Genomic DNA, 21424 nt, shown 5'->3' with positions numbered 1-21424 from the left:
CGCGACCCGCTGACCGCTTAACGCTGGCCGCTGCGCGCTAAGACGGAACACCGCGCGTGGGCTGAAATCTCCGCCGATGTTCCGCTTGAGCACGCAGCGCTGAGCGCTTAGCGATCAGCGGTCGCGTGTAGTTCTCAGTTGTTGTTATTACCCGCCGCGCTTGCCGAGCGTAACGCTCAGCTCGATGCGCTTGCCGCCGCGCATGACAACGACTTTCACTACATCGTCGGGTTTGTGCGCGTAGAGAGCGTCGGTGTAGCTGTAAAGATCCTTTACCGGCTTCCCACCGAATTCGACGATGACGTCACCGGCTTTCAGCCCACCCTTGTCGGCCGGGCTTTCCGGCCTCACCGCCATGAGACGCATTCCAACAACGTCGGTGGCTGCCATGTCGGGAACAGAGCCGAGGTAGGTCTGCGACCCCTGCCGGCTCATGGATCGCACTGGCGCCGCCGTCTTCACGAAAGTGAGGTGCGACGGCCGCTCAGCAATCGATCGCGCCACTCTGTAAGCGAGATCCACGACGCGGGCTGTGCCCGACGAGTTGATCTTCTCCACATCGTCGGTAGCCCGATGGTAGTCCTCATGCTGATTCGTGAAGAAATGCAGGACGGGGATGTCCTTCGCGTAGAACGATGACTGATCTGACGGGCCGAATCCGTCGCCAATTCCTGTCAGCCTCAGCGCACCGTTTGCCGACGCTGCGTTCGCGCTGTCGAGGAGCGCTTTGAACTCGGTGGCGGTCGCCGTCCCGTACACAGTAAGCCTGTCGTTCTGGAGGCGGCCAACCATGTCGAAGTTGAGCATTGCGACGATGCGGTTTATCGGCACGGGCGAATGGGCGACAAAATATTGTGAGCCGAGAAGGCCGAGCTCCTCGCCGCTGAAGTTTGCGAAGATCACAGAGCGGCGCGGCGGATTCATCGCGAACAGTCGCGCGAGCTCCATTACCGCGGCAGTGCCGGACGCATTGTCATCGGCGCCGTTCCGGATTGCGTCCTTTGCGTCAGGGTCTTGCGCGAACGTGGTGGAGCGTCCGAGGTGATCGAAGTGCGCGCCCACTACTATATACTCTTCGCGGAGCACCGGATCTCTGCCCCTCACGAGGGCGACAACGTTCTGCGAGCGCCGGGGCTCGGTGCGTCCGGCACGTGCATCGGCGGCCGAGCGCGCTTCGAACGGCTGGAGGTAGCCGGGGAACGGTGCGACGAGCCCAAGCGTCTTGTACCGGCGGGCAAGGTACGCGGCGGCGGTGTCGTTCCCCGGCGTTCCGGTAAGACGGCCTTCGAGCTGGTCGCTGGCGAGATAAGCGATATCGCGGAGGATTGCCGTCGAGTCTGCGTTCGGTGGACCCGGGGGCGCCTGATAGGCCGAGGTGCAGGCGGTAACAGCGACGAGGACGGCGACGGCGCCGAGGTGTCGCATTGATTTTCTGAGACGTCCCTGGCTGATCTGCATAGTGGATCGAATCCTAATTCGCTGCGCGGTCAGCGGCCAGCGACCCAGGTATCCAGTACTGGTACGGTTTGATTTGAGAGCAGAGAGTTTTATGGATCTCATTGCCAGTTTTGGCATAACGCTCAGTTCGGCGTTTGGGTCACTGAGTGGGCCTGATAAAACTGGCAATAGGATCCATAAAACTCTCTGCTCTCAAATCAAACCGTACCGCTGCGAGCTATCCGCCGCGACAAGAGCCTACCGGCAACGCCTTACGAGGCGCTTCGCCGCCGGGGAATGTGGGAACAGGGCCAGAGCTCGCCTCGCGTGTGGGCGCGCGGTGGCGCACCGGCCGCGCCGGGACAACAAATCCGCGACGCGAATGTTGATGCGATAGCTCGCTGGATCCCACGCTGCGCCGCGCAACCATCCCGCCGTCTGGCCACCGCGGCCAACGATGGCCATCGATCGCATCTGGGTCGCACTTCGCGCAGCCGATGCGATCACGATCAGCAGCGTTCCAGCAGCAGCAATTCGCCAAGCCTTGTCGGACAGCTCCACGGGCCGCGGGCGTACCCTTCCTCCCGTTGCGGCGCCCACGACGCTCCAGATCAGAAACGCGGGTGCGGCGAGCAGAAGGACGGCGTCGAATGCGCTCACCACGATCGTGGCGACGATCGTTCCGGCGAGCGCAAGCTTGAGAAGAACGCGATCGCTGACAACCCGCCGGCGCACTCCGTTGCCGGTCACCATGCCCGCATCTGCTGGAACGTTGCGTTCGCCGTTTGCGGGCGGCCGCGCCGGCTCTCCTGGAACGCTCGGCTCCCCCGCCACAGAACCATCCCCGCCCTCGCGCCAACCTCGAAATGCCCTGAAGAACAGCGTTACGAAGACGAGCAGGAGCGCGATCGCCGCAACGAATCCCCGCTCCGAAACAAAGGCGACCCAGTCGCTGCTCGGCCACGGGTTCGCAGTCATGCCATCGTCGCCGAGTGAGCGATCGTTTGCTGGAGCATATCGTACATAGCGAACGGGCCAGTTGCCGGGCCCTACTCCGAAGACCGGATGCGCCCTCGCCATGCGGAATGAATTCTCGTACTGCGCCACACGGCCGCGTCCGCTCCCTGTGCTATAATCGACCATCCCGCGGGCGGAATCGAGATACGGCGAATCGCTCGCCCAGTTGAGCTTGTTCGGGAGAGCTATCGCGACGATACCGCCGAGCGCGCCGGCGAGGAGCACCTGCGAGAGCCGTCCGCCGACCTGAGCGCCTTCCCAGTAATTGCGGGATACGAAGAGCGGTCCGGCAAGCACGATCACGCACGCGACCACGGCGAGCCACGCCGCGCGCGAGCGTGACAACACGAGCGCGGCGCCGAGCACACCGACGCCAAGTGAGCCGAGCAGCGCGCCGGTCGAGTGTCGCGACGTAACGGTGGACCAAACGACTGCAGGCAATCCTATCGCGGCAATGTGGGCAACGAAGTTTCGGTTGCCGAGTGTTCCGCCGGGTGCGCGGTTGAGGCTGAAGTAGTCCGTCTGGAATCCGTAAGTCTGTGCGAGTGAAGCGGCGGAGGCGAGAACGGTCGCAAACGCAGCGGCGATAAGGATCGGACGGAACATCTCGAGTGTGCCCAGCCTGCGAGCGCCCCAGAAGATCAGCGCGCTCGAGACACTGAGTCCGAGCGCGCGTTGGCCCGCCCAATGATTTGTGGCGAAGAGTGCGGACGCGGCGCTCCAGGCGAGGAAGAGTGCGATCAGAGCATCGGGGAGATCGATGCTGATGGTGCGCCGCCGGACGACGAGAACAATCGCGATGAACAGCGCGACTACGTGGAGGACAAGCTCCTTGGGAACGAAATAGCGGTCGAGCTCGAAGAGCTTATACGGCGCGGCGGCAATTATTACAGCAACGATGCCCACTTGAAGGAGGATCGCCGCGATCCGGTTTGCCATGCACGAATATTACATCGCTACTCAAAGAACGAATTCAGCCGCTCAGCCGCTTTGTGAAACGAATCACGCCAGTCGTATCGTGAGCCGTTCGGCAGCCTGAACAACTCCCTCACTATCGAGGGTCAGCGGCGCTGGATTGCCGAAACGAAGGTGCCTCTTCCCCAGCCGCCTATCGAAGAGAATTGTCGTGTGCCAGTCGCCAAAAAGAGATGACCACCATCTGAACCCCCGTAAGCGCTGCTTGTACAGCTTCTCGGCAATTCGTTGAGTCGCCCGGACGTCGGAGCCGGCCAGAACGTCGGGTCGAATCTCGAACTCGGCCAACACGCGCGGGTCACAGAGATCTGCGATTCCATGTGCGTGCCTGCCGATGGCTGGTGCGTTCAGCTCGCCCTGCACGAGCGCGAGCCGCCTTCTCGAGCGAATGAGGTCGGCCTTATCCAGCACTTGATTTCGCAGGCCTTGAATGACTTCGGCGACGGCGTGGGCAGGCGATTCGCCGAAGTACCCGGCTGGGGTGAGGTGCGTGATGTCGAACCGACCCGCACCTTGATTCGCTGGCACGCGGGAGGCGCTGAACATCTCGCCAGCCTCGGCCGCGGGGTCAAACGGGAAGACTCGCCACAGCGAGATCAACGGCTCAGGCAAACGCTCCGCTTCGCTCGTTCTCCACAGCCGCAATTACCTCGGAAAGGCGCCCTGCCATTAGGACGTCAAGGGGACGGCGATTGTCCAGGTGCGCGTTGATTCCTCTGAGCCACTTGGGAATCGTTGACGGCGAAAGGACTTCGAGCAGGAGCGCGACCACCGTCTCGATACCTTCGATTCGGTCGGAATGCTCAGGACTAAGTCCTGCGCCACCCTTCCACCGCGCCATGTTGCTGCGATCGACCCCGAACGCGTCGGCCATGGCGGAATCGCTGCTGAAAACCGAGCGCGCCACCAGGAACTTGTATTTCCTTATGGCCGCCAGGTGCGCCGGATTCGCCAGGTCGAGCGATTTTGGAAGAGGGGTCTTCAGTGCGATGTTTGACATGTCTGTCGACCGCGATACAAAACGGTGAGCCTACTCAACAAATATGTTGAGTAGGGTCTGTGGCGGGCAAGGCTCCAATACCCGGGTTCTATTGCACCGCGTTGATCATGTCGAAGATCGGCAGATACATGCTCACGACCATGCCTCCCACCACGACGCCGAGGAACACGATCATCATCGGCTCCAGCAGGCTGAGCAGGTTGCTCACCGCCGCGTCGACCTCGTCGTCGTAGAAGTCGGCAATCTTCGACAGCATCTCGTCCAGACCTCCCGTCTGCTCTCCAACCGAGATCATCGAGATCACCATCGGGGGGAATACACCCGACTTCTTGAGCGGCTGGGCAATCGTGTCACCGCCGGCGATCGACGCGCGCGATTCCATGATCGCATCCTGCACCACCCGGTTGCCCGCTGTCCTTGCCGTAATCTCGAGGCCGTCGAGAATACTCACGCCGGAGCTGACCAGCGTGCCGAGCGTACGCGTGAACCGCGACACGGCCGCCTTCCTGATCACGTCCCCAAGCACCGGCACCCTCAGCAGAATCTTGTCGATGTTCAGGCGACCATTCGGCGTCGCCGCGTAACGCTTGTATAAGAAGAACGCGGTGACGACAACCGAGATCACGACGTACCAGTAGCCCTTCAGGAACCGCGACAGCGCCATCACCACGCGCGTCGGCAGAGGCAGAGCGAGACCGGCGGAAGTGAACAGATTCTCGAACACCGGAATCACGAACACCAGCAGCACCGTGACGGCAATTGCCGCTATGCTCATGATGACGCTCGGATAGATCGTCGCGCCCTTCACCTTCCGAATCAACGCATCGTTCTTCTCCATGAATGTGGCGAGACGCATCAGAATCGTGTCCAGGATACCGCCCGCCTCACCCGCTGCGACCATGTTCACGTACAGCGGACTGAACGCGTGGGGGTGCTTGCCCATCGCGTCGGCAACGGTCTTACCCGACTCAACGTCGAACACCACCTTCCGCGTCACGTCCGAAAGCACTTTGTTCTGGCTTTGCTCGGCCAGAATGTTGAGCGCCTGAACGAGGGGCAGTCCGGCATTGATCATTGTCGAGAACTGGCGCGTGAAGATCACCACGTCGCGCATCCTGATGTGCCCGCGCCGCGCCTTCTTCGCTGCTGCTGCTTCGTCGATCTTGACGACGCTCAGGCGCTGGCGGCGAAGCTGTGCGATTACGTCGTCACGCGACGATGCCTCGAGCGTAGCCGACTTGAGGTCGCCGGAGAACGACCGCGCCGTATACGTGAAGCTCGTCATCTGTTACCGGGCCCTCGCTACTTTCTCGTGCATCTTGACGACGCCCCGTACCAGGACGCCTTCGTCGTGCCCGGTCGGCTCACGGCCGATCATGCGATTGAACTCGTCGGGGGCGCTCGTCACGCGCAGCGCTTCATCGGCCGTGATCTCGCGACCCATGTAGAGAGCGTACAGCGAGTCGTTGAGCGTCTGCATCCCCCACTTCTTGCCCGCCTGCATCGACGAGTAGATCTGATGGATCTTGTCGTCACGAATCAGCGCGCGGATCGCCGGCGTGATTATCAGAACCTCCGCCGCAAGAACGCGCCCTCGCCCAGTGGCGCGCGGAACGAGCGTCTGCGTCACGATCCCCTCGAGCACGAACGCCAGCTGCGCCCGCACCTGCGACTGCTGGTGCGGAGGGAAGACATCGATGATCCGGTTGATAGCCTCGGCGGCCGAGTTCGTGTGCAGCGTGGCGAACGCGAGGTGCCCCGTCTCGGCGATGGTGAGCGCGGCCTGAATAGTTTCCAGGTCCCGCATCTCACCGATGAGGATCACGTCCGGATCCTCGCGGAGAGCGTACTTGAGCGCGTTGGCAAAAGATTTCGTGTCGGTGCCCACTTCGCGCTGATTGATCAGGCAGCTGTGGTGCTTGTGGATGAACTCGATGGGATCTTCGACCGTGATGATGTGACCCTTTCGCTCGTGATTGATCTTGTCGATCACCGCTGCGAGGGTCGTCGACTTTCCGGAGCCGGTTGGCCCTGTGACGAGCACCAGACCACGGGGCTTTTCCGCCATCTTCGCGATGGCGGGCGGGAGTCCCAGCTCCTGGAAGCCCTTGATGTCGAACGGAATCTGTCGAATCACCATCGAAACGCAGCCGCGCTGCCGGAAGCAATTGCCGCGGAAGCGCGCAAGGTTGGCAATGCCGAATGAAAAATCGAGCTCGTCCTCCTGCTCGAATCGCTTCTTCTGGTCCTCCGTGAGAACCGAGTAGGCGAGCTGGAGAGTGTCCTTTGTGCTGAGGTAGTTTCCCGTCGAGGCGTTGGTGATGTCGCCATCGATGCGCAGCTTTGGCGGCTGGCCGGCCACGATGTGCAGATCCGACGCTTTCGACGCCACCATCTCATCGAGCAGAACGCGCAGGTTGACTGCGAGAGCGGGCGGCGCCCGTCCGACAACAGGATGCGCCAGAGGCGGCTCCTGCCCCGGCGACTCGGCGGATGAACTCACCGGGACGAGGGGGCTGAGACGTGCGGGCGTAGCTGGCGCGGCACGCGCCGGCGATGCAGTCATTGGCTGTTCTCCGGTCTGCTGCTGGAAAGGTCCCCGCTGAGGGACGATTGTGGGGCCTCTTCGGTAAGCAGAAGGCACGGTAGCGCCATCAGATGCTGGTCTCGCGGATAACCTGATCGAGGGTAGTGATGCCCTTTATCACCTTGAGCCAGCCGTCCATGCGGAGCGTCAGCATCCCCTCTGCAATTGCCAGCTTCCCGATTTCGGCAGCGCCTGCGTTCTGCATGATCAGCCGGCGCAGGGGCTGGGTCATGTTCATTGTCTCGTAGAGCCCCTGCCGCCCCTTGAGCCCCGTGCCCTGGCATGCGTCGCAGCCCCGACCGCGGAAGAACGGGAGATCGCCGATCGGAGTGTCGAGTGTGACTTTCTGAAGGTGCGGAGCGGCGTGACGTGCGGCATGCAGCTTTGTATCGGCAAGGGCCACGTCGCTGAACTGCAGCTCCCGCATCGTTGTCCGTGCGTTGACCTTTGCCATCGCCAGCTCGGGACCCTCCGGCACGTACTTCTCGGCGCAGCTCAGGCAGATTTTCGGGACTAGTCGCTGGGCGACGATGAGGTTGATTGCCGACGCGACATTGAATCCCTCGATTCCCATGTCCATCAGACGCGTAACAGTCTCGGGGGCGGAGTTCGTGTGCAGCGTCGAGAGGACCAGGTGGCCCGTTAGCGCGGCCTTGATGGCGATGCTCGCCGTCTCGAGATCGCGGATCTCGCCGACCATGATGATGTTCGGATCCTGGCGCAGGAACGCTCTCAGCGCGGCGGCGAAGGTCATGCCGATCTCGGAGCGCACGAGCACCTGATTGATTCCGAACAGGTTGTACTCGACCGGGTCCTCCGCCGTCATGATGTTGACGTGGATGTTGTTGACCTTCGAGAGCGCCGAGTACAGGGTGGTCGTTTTTCCCGAGCCCGTGGGACCGGTGACGAGCATCATGCCGTACGGGTTCGCGATCGCGTCCATTATCTCACGCTCGGCTCGGGGCTCGATGCCAAACGTCGTGAGGTCGAGGTTGAGATTCCCCTTGTCGAGAATTCGGAGCACGACCTTCTCACCGAAGAGCGTCGGAAGAGTCGACACGCGGTAGTCGATGACGCGATTCATGATCTTCAGCTTGATGCGTCCGTCCTGCGGGATGCGACGCTCCGAGATGTTGAGGTTCGCCATGATCTTGAAGCGCGAGATGAGAGCCGAGCGAAGCTTGAGCGGCGGCTTCATGATTTCGTGGAGAATTCCGTCGATGCGGTAGCGAACTCGCAGCTCGTGCTCGAAGCACTCGAAGTGAATGTCCGAGGCGCCGCGGGCAACGGCGTCCGTGAGAAGCGCGTTGATGAGCTTGACGACCGGTGCTTCCTGGACCGCGATGGAGAGCGCAGCCGCCGTCATGTCCTCCTCTATCTGCTCGACGAGCTCGATATCGGTATCGCCGAACTTGGCGATATCCTTGAGCAGGTTTTCCATCTGCGCTTCGTTCGACTCGTAGTAGCGCTCGATGGCGTGGCGGATGGTGTACTCGCCCGCGATCACGGGGAAGATGTCGCAGCGGGTGATGAACTTGAGGTCGTCGAGGACGCCGGTGCTGGTGGGGTCGGCCATCGCGACCGTGAGGGTGCGGCCGTCGCGCTTGAGGGGGAGCACGAGGTGCTTCGACGCCATCTCGCTGGGGATGAGGCGCGCGATGCGAGGGTCGACCTCGAAATTCGTGAGATCGACCGCGGGCATGCGGTACTGCCGGGCGAGCGTTCTCGTGAGGTCGGTTTCCTTGACGAAGCCGAGGGCGACGAGGCTGTAGCCCAGGCGCATGCCGCTCTCGCGCTGCTCCTGCAGCGCCAGATTCAGCTGGTCACGCGTGATTAGCCCGTCACGAACGAGTAGATCGCCTAGTCGTTCGTAAGTGGCGGCTGAAGCGGTCAATTTTGTGAGTCCCCCCGGCGGGATTTCCGTCTGCTCCTGGGTGGCGCCGACGTCCCGTCGCTTGCTGTACGGGGATGACGCGGAAGGAGGGAAAAGGTTACCTGGGGAGCGATTTTCTTTGCGAGCCGGGCGCCGATTCCCCGCACCCGCTGGAGCTCCTCGGTGCTGCCGAACGGACCCAGGGAATCGCGGTCGGCGACGATGCGCCCCGCGAGCGCGGGACCGACGCCGCGGAGCGTCTCGATTTCGTCAGCGGTCGCGAGATCCATGTCGATGATCGCGGGGATGACCGGCTCGACGGGAGCGGCGGGTCCGGGTTCGATTGACGCCGATGATTCGGCCGACTTGGTGCGTCGACCCTTCCCCGTTTTTCTGCCTTTTTTCTTGCTCGCGACGCGTTGCCGTGCGGAGTCGACCGCTTCTATCTGAGCGTCGAGCGCGCGACGTGCGGCAGCATCAGGTGGCGCGTCACCATGGAGGACTGCAGCGCCGCGTGCACCGGCACCGAGCACGACGACGGCGCCGAGGAAGAGCAGCGCTTTTCGCTCGCCTGGGGTCGGCATGAGTCATCGTAAACAATCCCGGCCGAACGCTACGCATCGGACGATTCGGTGCGACATCCATTTCGCGCAGTGTAAACCGCACACGCTGGTAGCTGGAGCCTAGCAGCGGGAGCTTGCTAGCTGCAATTCTTGGCTGAACTCAGGAACCTGGCCACAAAAGCAGGATGCCGCTATCGAACCAGAGCTTCAGCGACCTCCCCGACTATCGACAACGACCGAGCCGAGATCTTGTCGAGAGTATCAGTGGGCCGATGATGGTACGGGTACTCGTAATCGATCACATCGATAACTCGCAGCCCCGCCTGCAGAAGAGGAATATGATCGTCGGTAATGGGATACGGCGTCTGCTCAGCGACAAACACGTCGTCGTGCCCGAGCTCGGCGGCAACCTGCCAGACTCGTCGCACAACTTCGGGCGCCTGAGCAACCGAGTTCTGCTCCTGCTTGATGCGAAGGTCCCTGTCCCCGATCATGTCCCACAGAACGCCGAAGATCGGCCGGTAATTCGGACTCGGCAGATGCGACGCGAAGTACGTCGATCCCATGAGGACGTCCTGCATCGTCCCGAAATTTCCGTAATCCTCGCCGTCGACGAACAGCAAATCGACACCCACCGCGGGTGGCGTTTTCTTCAGCGCGTCGGCAAGCGCGACAAGCAAGCCAACACCCGACCCTCCGTCGTTCGCTCCCGGGACCGGCAATGTCCGCTGAACCCGGTCCTCGGCCTCGTCGCTCACCGGTCGCGTGTCCCAGTGAGTCACGTACAGCACGCGGTCGGGCAGATCGGGGCGGAAGCGCGCAAGAATGTTGCGCAGCGGAACCTGGCGCCCGTCCGCCAGCGTGTGCGTCCAGCTCTGGACGATCACGGAGTCGGCTCGCTCCCGCATCCGCGCAACAATCCAGTCGCCGGCGCGCTGGGCACCCGGTGATCCGGGAACGCGTGGACCGAAATCCACCTGCGCCTTTGCGTAGCGAACCGCCGACTCGCCGTCGAACTTTCCCGGCCTCGGTCCGCCGCGCTCACACGCCGTAAGAAGAAGGAATGCAAGCGCGGCTTTTCTCACTGCACGTCTCCGGCGTAGAACTTCAAATGCAGCACGGCGCTCAGAACGGTCTGCGTGAACCGACGATTGAGGTTTCTGTCGAAGCTCTCAACCCGTGATACGACAAAGCTGGAGGCGAAGTTCTCAGCGACGTCGGTATCGGCGCTGAAGCTGATCGCCCGTCTCCCATTGTCGCTGAGCCGGCTCTCCTCGGTTATCGAGAGCGGATTCAACACGAAGTTATCACCATGCGTGTCCTGATAGCTGACGCGAGTGCGCAGGTCGCTGCGCGGCTTCCATGACGGCGGGAGGGCCCACGGCTTTGCGATCTCGACGGTGACGTCGGCGTCGGCGCTCTTTGCGCTCAACCCGGGCCGCGTCTCTCTCCGTCGGGACAGCGTGTAGCCGACCGTCGACGACAACGGCCTGGCGCCCGCAAACACAATCGACAGGTTCGCGGGATAGCTCGTCACGACTGTCTCTCCACGATCGACGCCGATCGGCCCGCTGAATGGAGTCACCGCTCCCGCAACAGCCGCCGCGAGCTCGAACTCCGGCTGAGTTGAATTCAGCTGTCTCGTCTGAACCGCGCGAGCGCTCCCTCCGACGGTCGCGATCAGTCTCCGCAACCGGTCAGGCTTCATGCTCCAGCGCAGCGCAACATCGGGGAATACGAGCTGCGTCCCGTCGGTGATCGCGCGGCGGTCGTCGAATCTGCGCGTCCAGTTCCGCGCGTTGATGAGCTGGTAGCGATTCGAGATGCTCGCGCCGAACGGCAGCAGAATCGAATGTGTCGCCGAGATCTGCCGAACCAGCCCCGCACTCGTGGCCGGCCGGCCGCCGAGCTCTCGGAAGGTTCCTCCACCCAACGCGAGCTGGTACGAGAGCGGCGGAGATATGGGCGTCCCCTCGAACACCGAGATGAGACTTCTATTGTAGTTGACGTCGATTGGCTGGATGGCCGTGAGGAGGCGGTGGAGAATGCTGGTGCTGTCGAGGTTCTCGCGCGCTGCACGCGGAAGGTCGATCGTAACTCCCGCGGTCGTGGTCTGCGAGCTGCCGAGGCGTAGCGGCAGACGCAGTGCCTGCGTCGTGTCGCTCTCGCGCTCGTACCCCAGGGTGTTCGGATCGCGCAGCATGTTATAGGTGCTGCCGATGTCGAGCCGCGGCTTGATCCACGACGATACGATCGGGGTGAAACTGATTGCGGCCTGGAGGTCCCGCTCCCGCTCGAGCCCCGTGTCAGCCCCGAGGAATCTGTCGCGATCATCCGTAGCGATTACGCCTAGCGGGGAGTCCAGGCCGTATCCGCGAAGGTCGCGAACGGAGCTGAAGTCGAGTCTCCCGCTCAGCGTTTTGGTCGGCTTGAGCTGAAACGAAGTGCCGTTGCGCCAGTTAGTCGTTTCGCCTGCAATCTCACGCCCGATGTCGTCGATCGCGCCCGCGGGCTTGAGAAAAGCTGTTCGCCTGTCGCTCCCCCTCGTGTAGACGCTCGTCAGATGGAGCTCCGCCGGCGCAAAGCGCGAAAGACCGGAGAGCAACGCCCGCGAGAGATTGTAATCGAGCCCGATTGTGAAGTTATGCGCGCGCCCGTCCTCGTATTCGGTGCGCGCTGCGGCCGACGTGTAAGTGCTGGTGAGAGACAGGCTGTTGAGGAGCGCGGCAAGGCGGTGATCCTTCAGTGGCGTCGCCAGAGCCACCGCGAAGCTGACTGAAGTAGCGCTCGTGTGCGGAGTGCGCAGGTTCTCGATGATGTCGCCCTCCAGATCGGATTGCGACATGAACAATGGGTCGATGTCGGCCGAAGTGTAGTTGACCGAGAACGGAATCGTCAGTCCGAACGACTTCGGGAGAAGCTTCTCGAGATGGAACGCCGACGAGACGTTCACGCTGTTGTCAGTGAGAAACGTGGGCTGCTCGGCGAGCTGTCTGAAATTCGGATCGCGCCTGCTGAGGTTGAGGCGGATGTCCGCAAAATCGCTTGCGAGAATGGAGAGGCCGATCTGTCCCGCAAAGCCGGCAGCGTCGACAACCCCGCCCAGCCGGATGTCGTCCACCCAGAGCTCGAGCGTGTCGCCGGGCGCGATCGGAGAGCCAGAGCTTCCCAGGCCGGTGCGAATCATTCCGACAGCGAGCTCCTGGACCGATGCAAGGTTCGGCGGGTTCACACCCGGGTCCGACGTATACGCAATGTACCCACCGGAGCACGCGACGTAGCGCAGACCCGTCGGCGGAACAGGAGTGTTCGCAATGAGAATGGAGTCCAGACCAGTGCACGTGTTGCGCGCCCGGCCCTGCAGGTACGCGTTCTGAATCTCCGCCCGAAGCTTGAAGAGTTTCTGAAAATCAACCCGGATTTCCGGGAGCCACGCTTCCCGTCCCGGTCCGCCGTTCAGTGTAGTCCGGTAGAGATAGAAGTTGTTGGGATCTCGGCCGATCTTGATGAAGAACTGGAGGTCGCCGTTCGAGCCCCAGCCGTTGCGTATTCCGCGGGCCCAGAGGCGCAGCTCCTTGTACGCCATGAAATTCTTCTCGCCTTCAGGGAAGCGGAAATACGCCTCTGCGCGGTCGAAGACCGCGAGATTGCCGGCGGTTAACCGGAGAGACCGCTCGTTGACCTGTATTCGGTCAGTCTCGAAATTCGAGCGCTTCGTATCCGGCTCGTCCACGACGCCCGGCGGCGATTCGTAGCTGATGCCCGCCGCGAGACCGCGGTCCTGCGTGCCGATCACGCCCGCATTAATGAATCCCGACCCGGGCTGCTCCGCGCCCACGCCCTGCAGGCTGGTCTCGCGCCGCTTGATCCATGGCGATCCGGTCAGGCGAAGACGAGCGAGTGCGATCTGGCTGAACTCGGCGTCGCCGAGCGCGTCGCCGGAGATCATCGTGAGTCGAACGGTTCTCATCCGTCTGAGCAAAGGCAACCCGATCGAATCGTCAGGGGTTCGGAACGGAATCCGGAACAATACCCAACAGACGCTGTCGGGCGGCGGACCGACGACGACACGGGGAGCGACCGAGCAACGGCCGACACGATTGTACTTCGAAGCGTCCCCGAGGTTGACGATGTAGCGCCGCAGCTCCTCCTGCTCGCGTTCCGCTCCAGTGAGGTTGAGAACGCCGTCGCCATCGATGTCCTCCTCGTCGAGACGATTGTTCGCTACGGTACAATCCACGCGCGAATCGCCGAGCACGCGAACGAAGAAGTAGCCGCCGCGGCACGTCGCGAATGCGTGGCCGGTTCGCGTGGACGGCGGCGCTCCGGGAAGAGTGTCCGCAACGATTACTATCGTGCCCGCGAGATCGCCCAGCAGACCATTGTCGTTCACGCCGACGTTGAACGCGCGGGACAACTGGTCGCGCTCGCTGTCGAGGGCGTCGAAGCCCTGAATCTTCTTGCCGGTGTACGTGGTGTCGCGTCCGGCGGAAGTGCCCTCGGTGCGGCGGATGATCGCTGTATCAGGCGCGAAAGTGACGGAATTTTCCGAGACGTCGCCGAAGTCGATCATCAGAATCGGGTTCTTTGCACGCTTGACGGGCGACACGTTGATCTGCGCCCAGAACTCGATGTTCTCGACGCGCGAAAGATCCGACCCCGTGGCGCCGAGAGGCGTGCGAATCGATCGCCATCGTCGCCCACTCGGCGTATTGCCGACGGTCCATCTGAAGTTTCCCTCTCCCCTCAATCCACCTATCGACAGCGGATACAGCGTCATCCACAGCATCTGCTCCGGACCGGATAGTCCGGTGCCGATGAGCGTCGTCTGCGGGTCGATCTGCTCGATGGTGTAGCGTATGGCGCGCCCGTTCGCATCGAGTCCATCGCTTTGCCAGGCGAGAGTAGATGCGCGAGTGAGATCGATCGACTGAGATCCGTAGCGCGTGGCAAAGTCGCGCCCCAGCGCCGGCTGGCTGCCGTAGTACCATTGCGTATCGAGCAGCGGCACCTGGATTCCGCCTTCTCCCTCGAACGATTCGAGGTACGCCTGACCCGCGGCGTTCGGCTCGGGTCGACTCGCGGCAAACTCGCCCGATACACTGATCCGCGACGGAACCGTAGTCTCGCCGTAAGGCAGCCGTGATACGAGCGAAGTGAGCGGCGAGGCGTTGAAGTTGAAGAGCGCCGTCACGCCGGCAACGAGCGAGCCGGCGGGCTCGAAGCCGAGCGGCGGCCGGTTGAACGTTGTCTTCTGCGTCTGCGAGATTGCCGTGAAGTTGATGCTGCCGCGCGCGAGCGGGAACTCCGCTGTCGCGCCGAAGATGGATGTCGGAGTCTCGGCGAAAACCGGATTTTCCTCGAACTGCGCCGTCACCTGACGCGGCCGCGGGAAGAGCGTATCGGGCCGCGCAAATGAAACCCGTCCGAGATCGTAATCGACCGTGTAGTCGGTGCCGCGCACGAGTGGGATTCCGTCAATGAGCAACCGCTCCGAGTTCGGCCGCAGCTGCACTGCGCCGAGCATCAGACTGCCCCTGTCGCCGCTCCCTTCAGCCTGATAGCGCGCGCGGATGTGATAGACCGAAAGCGGACGCTGCGCCGATTTCACGTACTCCGACGGCGTCGTGTAGATCGTATCGTTGCTGGGATTGAGCCGGCCGGCGAATCCGTCGATGGCAAAAGGCTTGAGCGACGGAAAAACGAGAAACTGGTCGCGAATGACCCGCGTTGCCGACGCGCCCAGGCTCAGCTCGAAATTCGGATCAGCGGGCCGGGGCCAGAGGCGGTTCTCGACGTCGAATGTCGAGTTGTTCGTTTTCTGAGCGATGCGAAAAAGCTGGAGAAAAGTTTCCGCGTTGCCAGTCTCGTCGTTTGCCTTCTCCTGATCGACTCCCGTTCCGGTGACGATCTTGACGATCACGCTCTGCCGCTGAACCTCGGGCCCGCCTATGCGATAGATGCTTCTGATCTCCCGGTCGAACGCGGGATCATCCGGGGTCACTCGCGGATCCCACAACAGGTTCGCCAGCTGATCTGTCTTGGCATTGTACTCGAGATCGGGGGTGCCGCCCGTCGTCACGTGAATCGTATCCCGACCGTTGACGTTCACGCGATACGCGACCACGAGTCGCTCGTTGTTGAGCGAGAGAGGGCGTACCAGGGCGATCCACAGCTGCGACGGATCGACGTAGTAGTCCACCCCTTCGCGGAGACGCTCGTAAACCTGTCCGCGGCGTGACCGCGGGTCGCCGATGATGCGGAACTGGGGACCGCTCGGATTCGGCGGCTGGCCGCCGATCAGCAGCCGATAGAGAAAGATCTTCGTCGGCCGAAGCGTATCCGGAAGCGAGAGGGCGAGCGAGGTCATCCGCCTGCTGTCCAGGATGTCGATGTTTGGATAGGCGGAGCCGAACAGCTTTGGGGAAACCGTGAAGAAGAACCGGCGCGGCTCGAATTGATGGTCCTCTATCCGGCGGTCCACTGCCTGAAGAGTCTGATCGCCAACGGTGAACACGCGATCGTTGACGATGTTGCCCTTCTGCTGCGCGAGGATGGTGCGAACGCGTGCAGGTCCAAGCTTCGTGATCGCCTGAATTCCGTAGTTCCCGCTGGGAATTCCCGCGGTGATGAATCGCGACACCGGTGGCTGAAACGTCACGTTGCCGATCTCGAGACGCTGCAGGAGCTCGGTTCCCTTCCCCTGATAGTTGATGGAAATGTTGTTCGATGCGTCGAACTCCCGCTGCGTGTCATAGTCGACGTCGACGTGAATGCGCTCCGCTACGATTCCCCCGGAGCGTGCGTTGAACTGAAAATCCAGAAGGGGCGCAAACGCGCTGCGGCAGTTGAACACGGGGTTGATGATTCCGCCCGCGCATTGCGCGCTCTGGTTCTTCTCGCCGCGGAATTCCATCCGTCCGTTCAACTGGAGGGCGAGATCGGTGTGCTCCGAGATGATGTCGCCCGCGCGGTCTGCAACGGTCTTCGGCTCGGCAGGAGCTTCACCCGCAAACGTCGGCGGAATCTCCGACGTCGCAAAGCTCGAGGTTGCAACCTGCCCCCACACGGCTTGGATGATGGCACGCATGTTCTGCTGAAAAGCCGTTGCGCGGGCAGCCTCGATTTGCGCGACCGCCTGCAGGTAGCTTTCGCGGTCCGCACGCGATACAACCGGGGGCAGGCGCAGTCCCAGCGAATCACCGCCCAGCCGTATCCTTGGACGCGGTGCCGGCCGCCCGACTGTAGGCAGTGGCAGTCGCAGTGTGGTGTCTGCCGGCTCTCTCGCGGTGTCGGTGGGCAACCGCAGCGTATCCTTCGGCGCCGGGACAGTATCCCTGGGCACACGGACGGTGTCCTTCGGCGGAATCGTGTCCTTCCGGGCAGTTGTCGAACGCCGGGCGTTGACGGTGTCCGGCCTGGCCACACCGCCCTGCTGAGCGCTCGCTGCAGCAGTCCAAACAGCTGCCGCGAGCGAGACGAACAGCAGGCGGCGGTGTATTAGATTCACCCCGTGAAGATACTCCACAGATACGTCCTCAAGGAGCACGTCGGACCCCTCTTCTTCGCCCTCACCGCGCTCACTTCGTTGCTGCTTCTGCAGTACATCGCGAAGCGCTTCGGCGAGCTCGTCGGGAAGGGATTGCCCTGGAGTATCATCGGCGAATTCCTCGGGCTTTCGGTGCCTCTCACGGTTGCCCTGTCGATGCCGATGGCCGTGCTCGTATCGACCTTGTACGCGTTCAGCCGCCTCGCCTCGGAGAACGAGATCACGGCAATGAAGGCCGGGGGTGTGAGTCTCCGCAGCGTGCTGAAGCCGGTGCTCATTGCCGGCGTAGGTATGACCCTGTTCATGCTCCTGTTCAACGATCAGGTACTCCCGCGCGCCAATCATCGGCTTCGCACTCTTCAGGGGGACATCGCGCAGAAGAAGCCTACGTTCGGGCTGCGCGAGCAGGTCATCAACGAGGTGAGCCCCGGGAAGCTCTATCTCCGGGCCAACCACCTCAGCAAAACTTCCAACAGGATGCGAGAGGTTACGATCTACGACGTCGGCGACGCAACCCGCCGCCGCACGGTTTACGCCGACAGTGGCAACATGGCGCTGTCGCTGAACCGCACCGACCTCCAGCTCACTTTATACAGCGGCACGATTCAGGACGTTCCCGTCAATACGCCGGAACAGCTCCAGCGGATGTACTTCGATACCGAGCTGATTCGCGTGAAGAGCGTTGGAAACGAGTTCCAGAAGAGCAAGAGCGACAGCTTCAAGGGTGAGCGTGAGATGTCCGTGTGCGAGATGGAGCGGCAAGCGGCCGTCGCGCGTCAAACGCTCGCCAATGCGCGGCGGGAGTTCGTCAAGAAGCTCGCGGACGCGAAGCGCCGGAAAGTAAAGCTGAGCGAGGATGTCCTGAAGACCAAGTTGAACGATCCGATGACGGTGGGACTCGGGAAGGCATACTGCGCAGTGCTCGCCCAGATCGGAGTAAAATCTCTCGGCGCCCAGGCACTGACGTTCCCGAAGCCTCCGAAGCATGCGCCACGCGCGTCAGACTCTTCCGCGAAGCCGCCATTTCTCCAGAGGCGTAGCGACGGTCAGCCCGCCGGCGCCGGGGCAACTGCGTCGCGACTCGACACCGGCGCTACAACGGCCGCGGAGCTCCCGGCCACGCTCGAGGGCATTCGAATTCGCGTCGAGGATGCCCGGAGAAGTCAGAACGCTTACGAAGTCGAGATCCAGAAAAAGTTTGCGCTCGCCACTGCCTGCTTCGTGTTTCTCCTGCTCGGCGCCCCGATAGCTCTGCGGTTTCCCCGCGGCGGGGTGGGCCTGACCATCGGGGTCAGCCTGGTGGTCTTCGCACTCTACTACGTTGGCCTCATCGCTGGAGAATCACTCGCGAGGCGAGGCATTGTCCCGCCCTTCATCTCCATGTGGGGAGCGAACCTGATCTTCACCGCTCTCGCTATCTGGCTGCTCTCACGCATGGGTAAGGAGAACACGTCCGGACGCGGAGGGGACGTGCGCGACCTGCTGGATTCAATCCGGTCGCGGCTGGGGCTGGCGCGCCGCCGCGCGCCAATGGCGTCACCGGGACCACGACCCAGCGCGTCGTGAGCCTTGTAAGACCGCTCGACCGGTACGTCTTCGCCGAGTTCTGGAAGATTTTTGTCGCGACTGCCGTCGGCTTTCCCCTGCTGCTGATCATTTTCGACATCACCGACAACCTCGACAAATATCTGGCGCAGAAGCTCCCGGCGATGAACATCGCGCTGAGCTACGTTTACTCGCTGCCCGATTACATGTTCTTGATTCTTCCGGCGGGGGTGCTGTTCGCGACCGTTTTCTCCATCGGATCGCTGACGCGCCATTCGGAGATCACAGCGGCAAAGGCATCGGGTGTGAGCTTCTACCGCTTCATTGCCCCGATCTTCGTCGGAGGTGCGATCGCAACCGTCGCCGGCCTTGTACTCGGCGAGATAACTCCTCAGGCAAATCGAAGGAAGCTCGAGCTCCTGGAGACGCAGAAGTTCTCGACGCAGAGTGAGAGGTACAATTTTGCCTACGCGGCGGAGCGAGGCAGAGTCTACAAGGTGCAGACGCTGCACGTCGAGCGAAACTCGATAGACGGTCTCACCATCGAGCGAAAAGGCAGAGGCCCGGACTACCCGACCTACATTCTGAACGCAGGCAACGCGTATTACGACCCGCGCAAAGGGTGGAAGCTCACGCAGGGAACGATGCATGTGCTGACCGATTCGATGTTCAATATCACTTATGCGTTCGACTCGCTGCGCGATGCCCGGCTGGTCGAGCGTCCACAGCAGCTGACGGTGGCCTCACGCGCGCCAACCGACATGGAGTATCGGGAGCTCGGCCGCTTCATCGACGCGATGGAACGGTCGGGCGGGGACGTCAACTCGCTTAAGGTCGAGCGAATGCTGAAGATCGTGATCCCTGTTACCAGCATGGTCATCCTGCTCTTCGGCGCGCCGCTGGCGACGAGCACACAGCGCGGCGGGGCGGCGTACGGCATCGGTATCTCTCTTGGCACGACGGTGATCTTCATCATGCTGGTGCAGATGACGAAAGCGATCGGCGGCAAGGGAATGCTTCCCGCCGAGCTCGCCGCGTGGGTTCCAAGCATTTTCTTCGGGGTCCTCGGACTGATTCTTTTCGCGCGCGTGCGAACTTGATACGCGCTGTCTCGTCTCTTTTCGGGCGGGTTGGAGAGCGCGTGTATTTCATGCGCGACATCGGCCGCGGATTTCTCGATCCGGGGACTTACGGCCGCGAGACGATCAGACAGATGCGGAACATCGGTGTTGATTCGCTTCCGCTCGCCGCAATCGTCGCCGCATTCATTGGAGCCGTGACCGCCTTTCAGACGCGCTATCAGCTTTTCGGCGGCGTCCAGCTCTCGGTGGTGGGGTTGATCTCGAGGCAGTCGATCATTCTCGAGCTCGGTCCGCTGCTCACCGGGCTTGTCCTCACCGGGCGTGTCGGAGCGCGCATCACCGCCGAGATCGGAACGATGCGCGTGACCGAGCAGATCGACGCACTGGAGACACTGGCTTACGATCCTGTCGCTTACCTCGTTGTTCCGCGATTCATCGCCGCCGTTGTAATGGTCCCAATGCTGGTGATTCTCGCGGACGCCATCGGCGTCGGGACGGCCTACCTTACCGCGGTGGTCGCAACGGACGTGACCAGCGCCGCATTCTCCGAGGGCCTGCGCCTCGCGTTCGCGCCGTTCCAGATAGTCTATAGTATCATTAAGGCGACGATCTTCGGCGCGGCGATTGCTTTCTTCTGCTCCTACGAGGGCTACACCGCGAATGTCGGTGCTGAAGGCGTCGGCCGCAGCACCGCGCAGGCGGTCGTCATCACGTCGGTCGCAATACTCGTCCTCGACGCGCTCACCGCACTCCTGCTCGCACCCTACCTCCAGGCATGAAGAAACGAGACGACGTACTCGTTGGACTGCTGATGGCTCTCGCCGTCATGGTCGCAATCATCGGATCACTATGGCTCGCGCGTGGCGGCCTCTCGAAAGGCTACGCCCTCTACGCGAAATTCCCGTGGAATTCAGGGCTCAAGCAGGGACAGCCGGTTCTCCTTGCGGGCGTCAACGTCGGGTACGTCGACCAGGTCGAGCTCAGACAGGATGGAACTGTGCTGACGACGTTTCGGGTCGGCAGAGAGTACAAGGTTCCCAGGGGCACGACGGCGACGGTCGTTCCGAACGGAATATTCGGCGACATGGCCATCGCACTGACACCGAAAGCCCCCAATCCTCAGTCAGTGCCGGAAGAGGACACGATACCGGTAGGACCATCGTCGCCGGGAATCGCGCAGCTCACCGTCAAGGCCGACTCGATAGCGACATCCATCAACGCGATCACGACGGCGCTGCAGCGCGAGCTCATCGCGGCGGGAGGAGTGACGGACCTACGGAAGAGTCTCGCTTCGTCGAATCAGCTGGTGCTGAACATGAACCGGCTGGTATCGGATTTCAGCAGAATCGCCGCGGAGCAGAACCGGCAGCTGACGCTGACACAGGCGTCGCTTCGCCGGGCGACGTCGGGCGTCGATTCCGCGAAGATCGATTCGACTCTGACGAACGTGCGCCAGACGAGCGCGAACATGGCGGCCCTCGCGGCGGACTTCAGGGTGACCAGCGCGAAGCTCGATTCGATCGTGACGAAAGCCAACTCCGGGCAGGGGTCAGTAGGTCTCGCGCTGAACGATCCCGGGGCGTACAACGACGTGCGCGCGCTGATTCAGCACATGGATTCGATAATGGTCGACCTGAAGCGGAATCCGAAGCGCTACATCAACCTCAGCATCTTCTAAAAGGGTGAGAGTCGCTTCGAGATGGCGGAGGTAGCAGAGAACCGCTTGCCGCAGAGACGCAGAGGAGCAGAGAAAACCAGTTGGGGGGAACAGCCCGCGCGGCTCGGGCCTTTCAGCC

Annotated in this window: 14 protein-coding genes; 4 read left to right on the top strand and 10 right to left on the bottom strand. The window is 62.3% G+C overall.

The window, feature by feature from the left end; genetic code table 11:
- Window positions 1-147: 147 nt before the first annotated feature.
- From VES88_08285 to sprA, 10 genes are all read right to left on the bottom strand, one after another.
- Window positions 148-1425 carry a M28 family peptidase gene (locus VES88_08285; GenBank protein HYN81485.1) on the bottom strand — a complete coding sequence of 426 codons (1278 nt, stop codon included), beginning with the start codon at window positions 1423-1425 and terminating at the stop codon, window positions 148-150.
- 270 nt (window positions 1426-1695) lie between these two features.
- Window positions 1696-3393 (bottom strand): O-antigen ligase family protein, encoded by a 1698-nt coding sequence (locus VES88_08280; protein ID HYN81484.1) that lies wholly within the window; start codon window positions 3391-3393, stop codon window positions 1696-1698.
- A gap of 63 nt (window positions 3394-3456) precedes the next feature.
- Window positions 3457-4041 carry an RES family NAD+ phosphorylase gene (locus VES88_08275; protein ID HYN81483.1) on the bottom strand — a complete coding sequence of 195 codons (585 nt, stop codon included), beginning with the start codon at window positions 4039-4041 and terminating at the stop codon, window positions 3457-3459.
- Window positions 4034-4429 carry a hypothetical protein gene (locus VES88_08270; GenBank protein HYN81482.1) on the bottom strand — a complete coding sequence of 132 codons (396 nt, stop codon included), beginning with the start codon at window positions 4427-4429 and terminating at the stop codon, window positions 4034-4036. The genes VES88_08275 and VES88_08270 overlap by 8 nt, the downstream gene beginning before the upstream one ends.
- A gap of 88 nt (window positions 4430-4517) precedes the next feature.
- Window positions 4518-5714, bottom strand: a complete 1197-nt coding sequence (locus VES88_08265; GenBank protein HYN81481.1) for a type II secretion system F family protein — start codon at window positions 5712-5714, stop codon at window positions 4518-4520.
- A gap of 3 nt (window positions 5715-5717) precedes the next feature.
- The gene (locus VES88_08260) at window positions 5718-6932 is read right to left on the bottom strand and encodes a type IV pilus twitching motility protein PilT (protein HYN81480.1); all 1215 of its coding nucleotides are present in this window, start codon (window positions 6930-6932) and stop codon (window positions 5718-5720) included.
- 151 nt (window positions 6933-7083) lie between these two features.
- Window positions 7084-8910, bottom strand: coding sequence for an ATPase, T2SS/T4P/T4SS family (locus tag VES88_08255; protein HYN81479.1), 1827 nt, complete (start codon window positions 8908-8910; stop codon window positions 7084-7086).
- Window positions 8907-9473, bottom strand: coding sequence for a helix-hairpin-helix domain-containing protein (locus tag VES88_08250; protein HYN81478.1), 567 nt, complete (start codon window positions 9471-9473; stop codon window positions 8907-8909). Before VES88_08250 ends, VES88_08255 begins: the two co-directional genes overlap by 4 nt.
- A gap of 170 nt (window positions 9474-9643) precedes the next feature.
- Window positions 9644-10537 (bottom strand): M28 family peptidase, encoded by an 894-nt coding sequence (locus VES88_08245; protein ID HYN81477.1) that lies wholly within the window; start codon window positions 10535-10537, stop codon window positions 9644-9646.
- Window positions 10534-16962, bottom strand: a complete 6429-nt coding sequence (sprA, locus tag VES88_08240) for a cell surface protein SprA (GenBank protein ID HYN81476.1) — start codon at window positions 16960-16962, stop codon at window positions 10534-10536. Before sprA ends, VES88_08245 begins: the two co-directional genes overlap by 4 nt.
- Before the next feature lie 3 nt (window positions 16963-16965).
- Here sprA and VES88_08235 point away from each other — a divergent pair, with 3 nt between their 5' ends.
- Genes VES88_08235 through VES88_08220 form a run of 4 tightly spaced genes read left to right on the top strand, consistent with a single transcriptional unit; the run spans window position 16966 to window position 21306 of the window.
- Window positions 16966-18567, top strand: coding sequence for an LptF/LptG family permease (locus tag VES88_08235; protein ID HYN81475.1), 1602 nt, complete (start codon window positions 16966-16968; stop codon window positions 18565-18567).
- A complete protein-coding gene (locus VES88_08230; GenBank protein HYN81474.1) occupies window positions 18564-19646 on the top strand; it encodes an LptF/LptG family permease in 1083 nt (360 codons plus the stop codon). Before VES88_08235 ends, VES88_08230 begins: the two co-directional genes overlap by 4 nt.
- On the top strand, window positions 19643-20407 hold the full coding sequence (locus VES88_08225; protein ID HYN81473.1) for an ABC transporter permease: 765 nt from the start codon (window positions 19643-19645) through the stop codon (window positions 20405-20407). Before VES88_08230 ends, VES88_08225 begins: the two co-directional genes overlap by 4 nt.
- Complete coding sequence (locus VES88_08220) at window positions 20404-21306, top strand: MlaD family protein (protein ID HYN81472.1); 903 nt, start codon at window positions 20404-20406, stop codon at window positions 21304-21306. The genes VES88_08225 and VES88_08220 overlap by 4 nt, the downstream gene beginning before the upstream one ends.
- The last annotated feature ends 118 nt before the right edge of the window (window positions 21307-21424 follow it).

This window comes from Gemmatimonadaceae bacterium (genome assembly GCA_035633115.1).
Taxonomy (GTDB): domain Bacteria; phylum Gemmatimonadota; class Gemmatimonadetes; order Gemmatimonadales; family Gemmatimonadaceae; genus UBA4720.
Note: the sequence above shows the minus strand (reverse complement) of the source record. Positions and strands in the feature narration are given on the sequence as shown.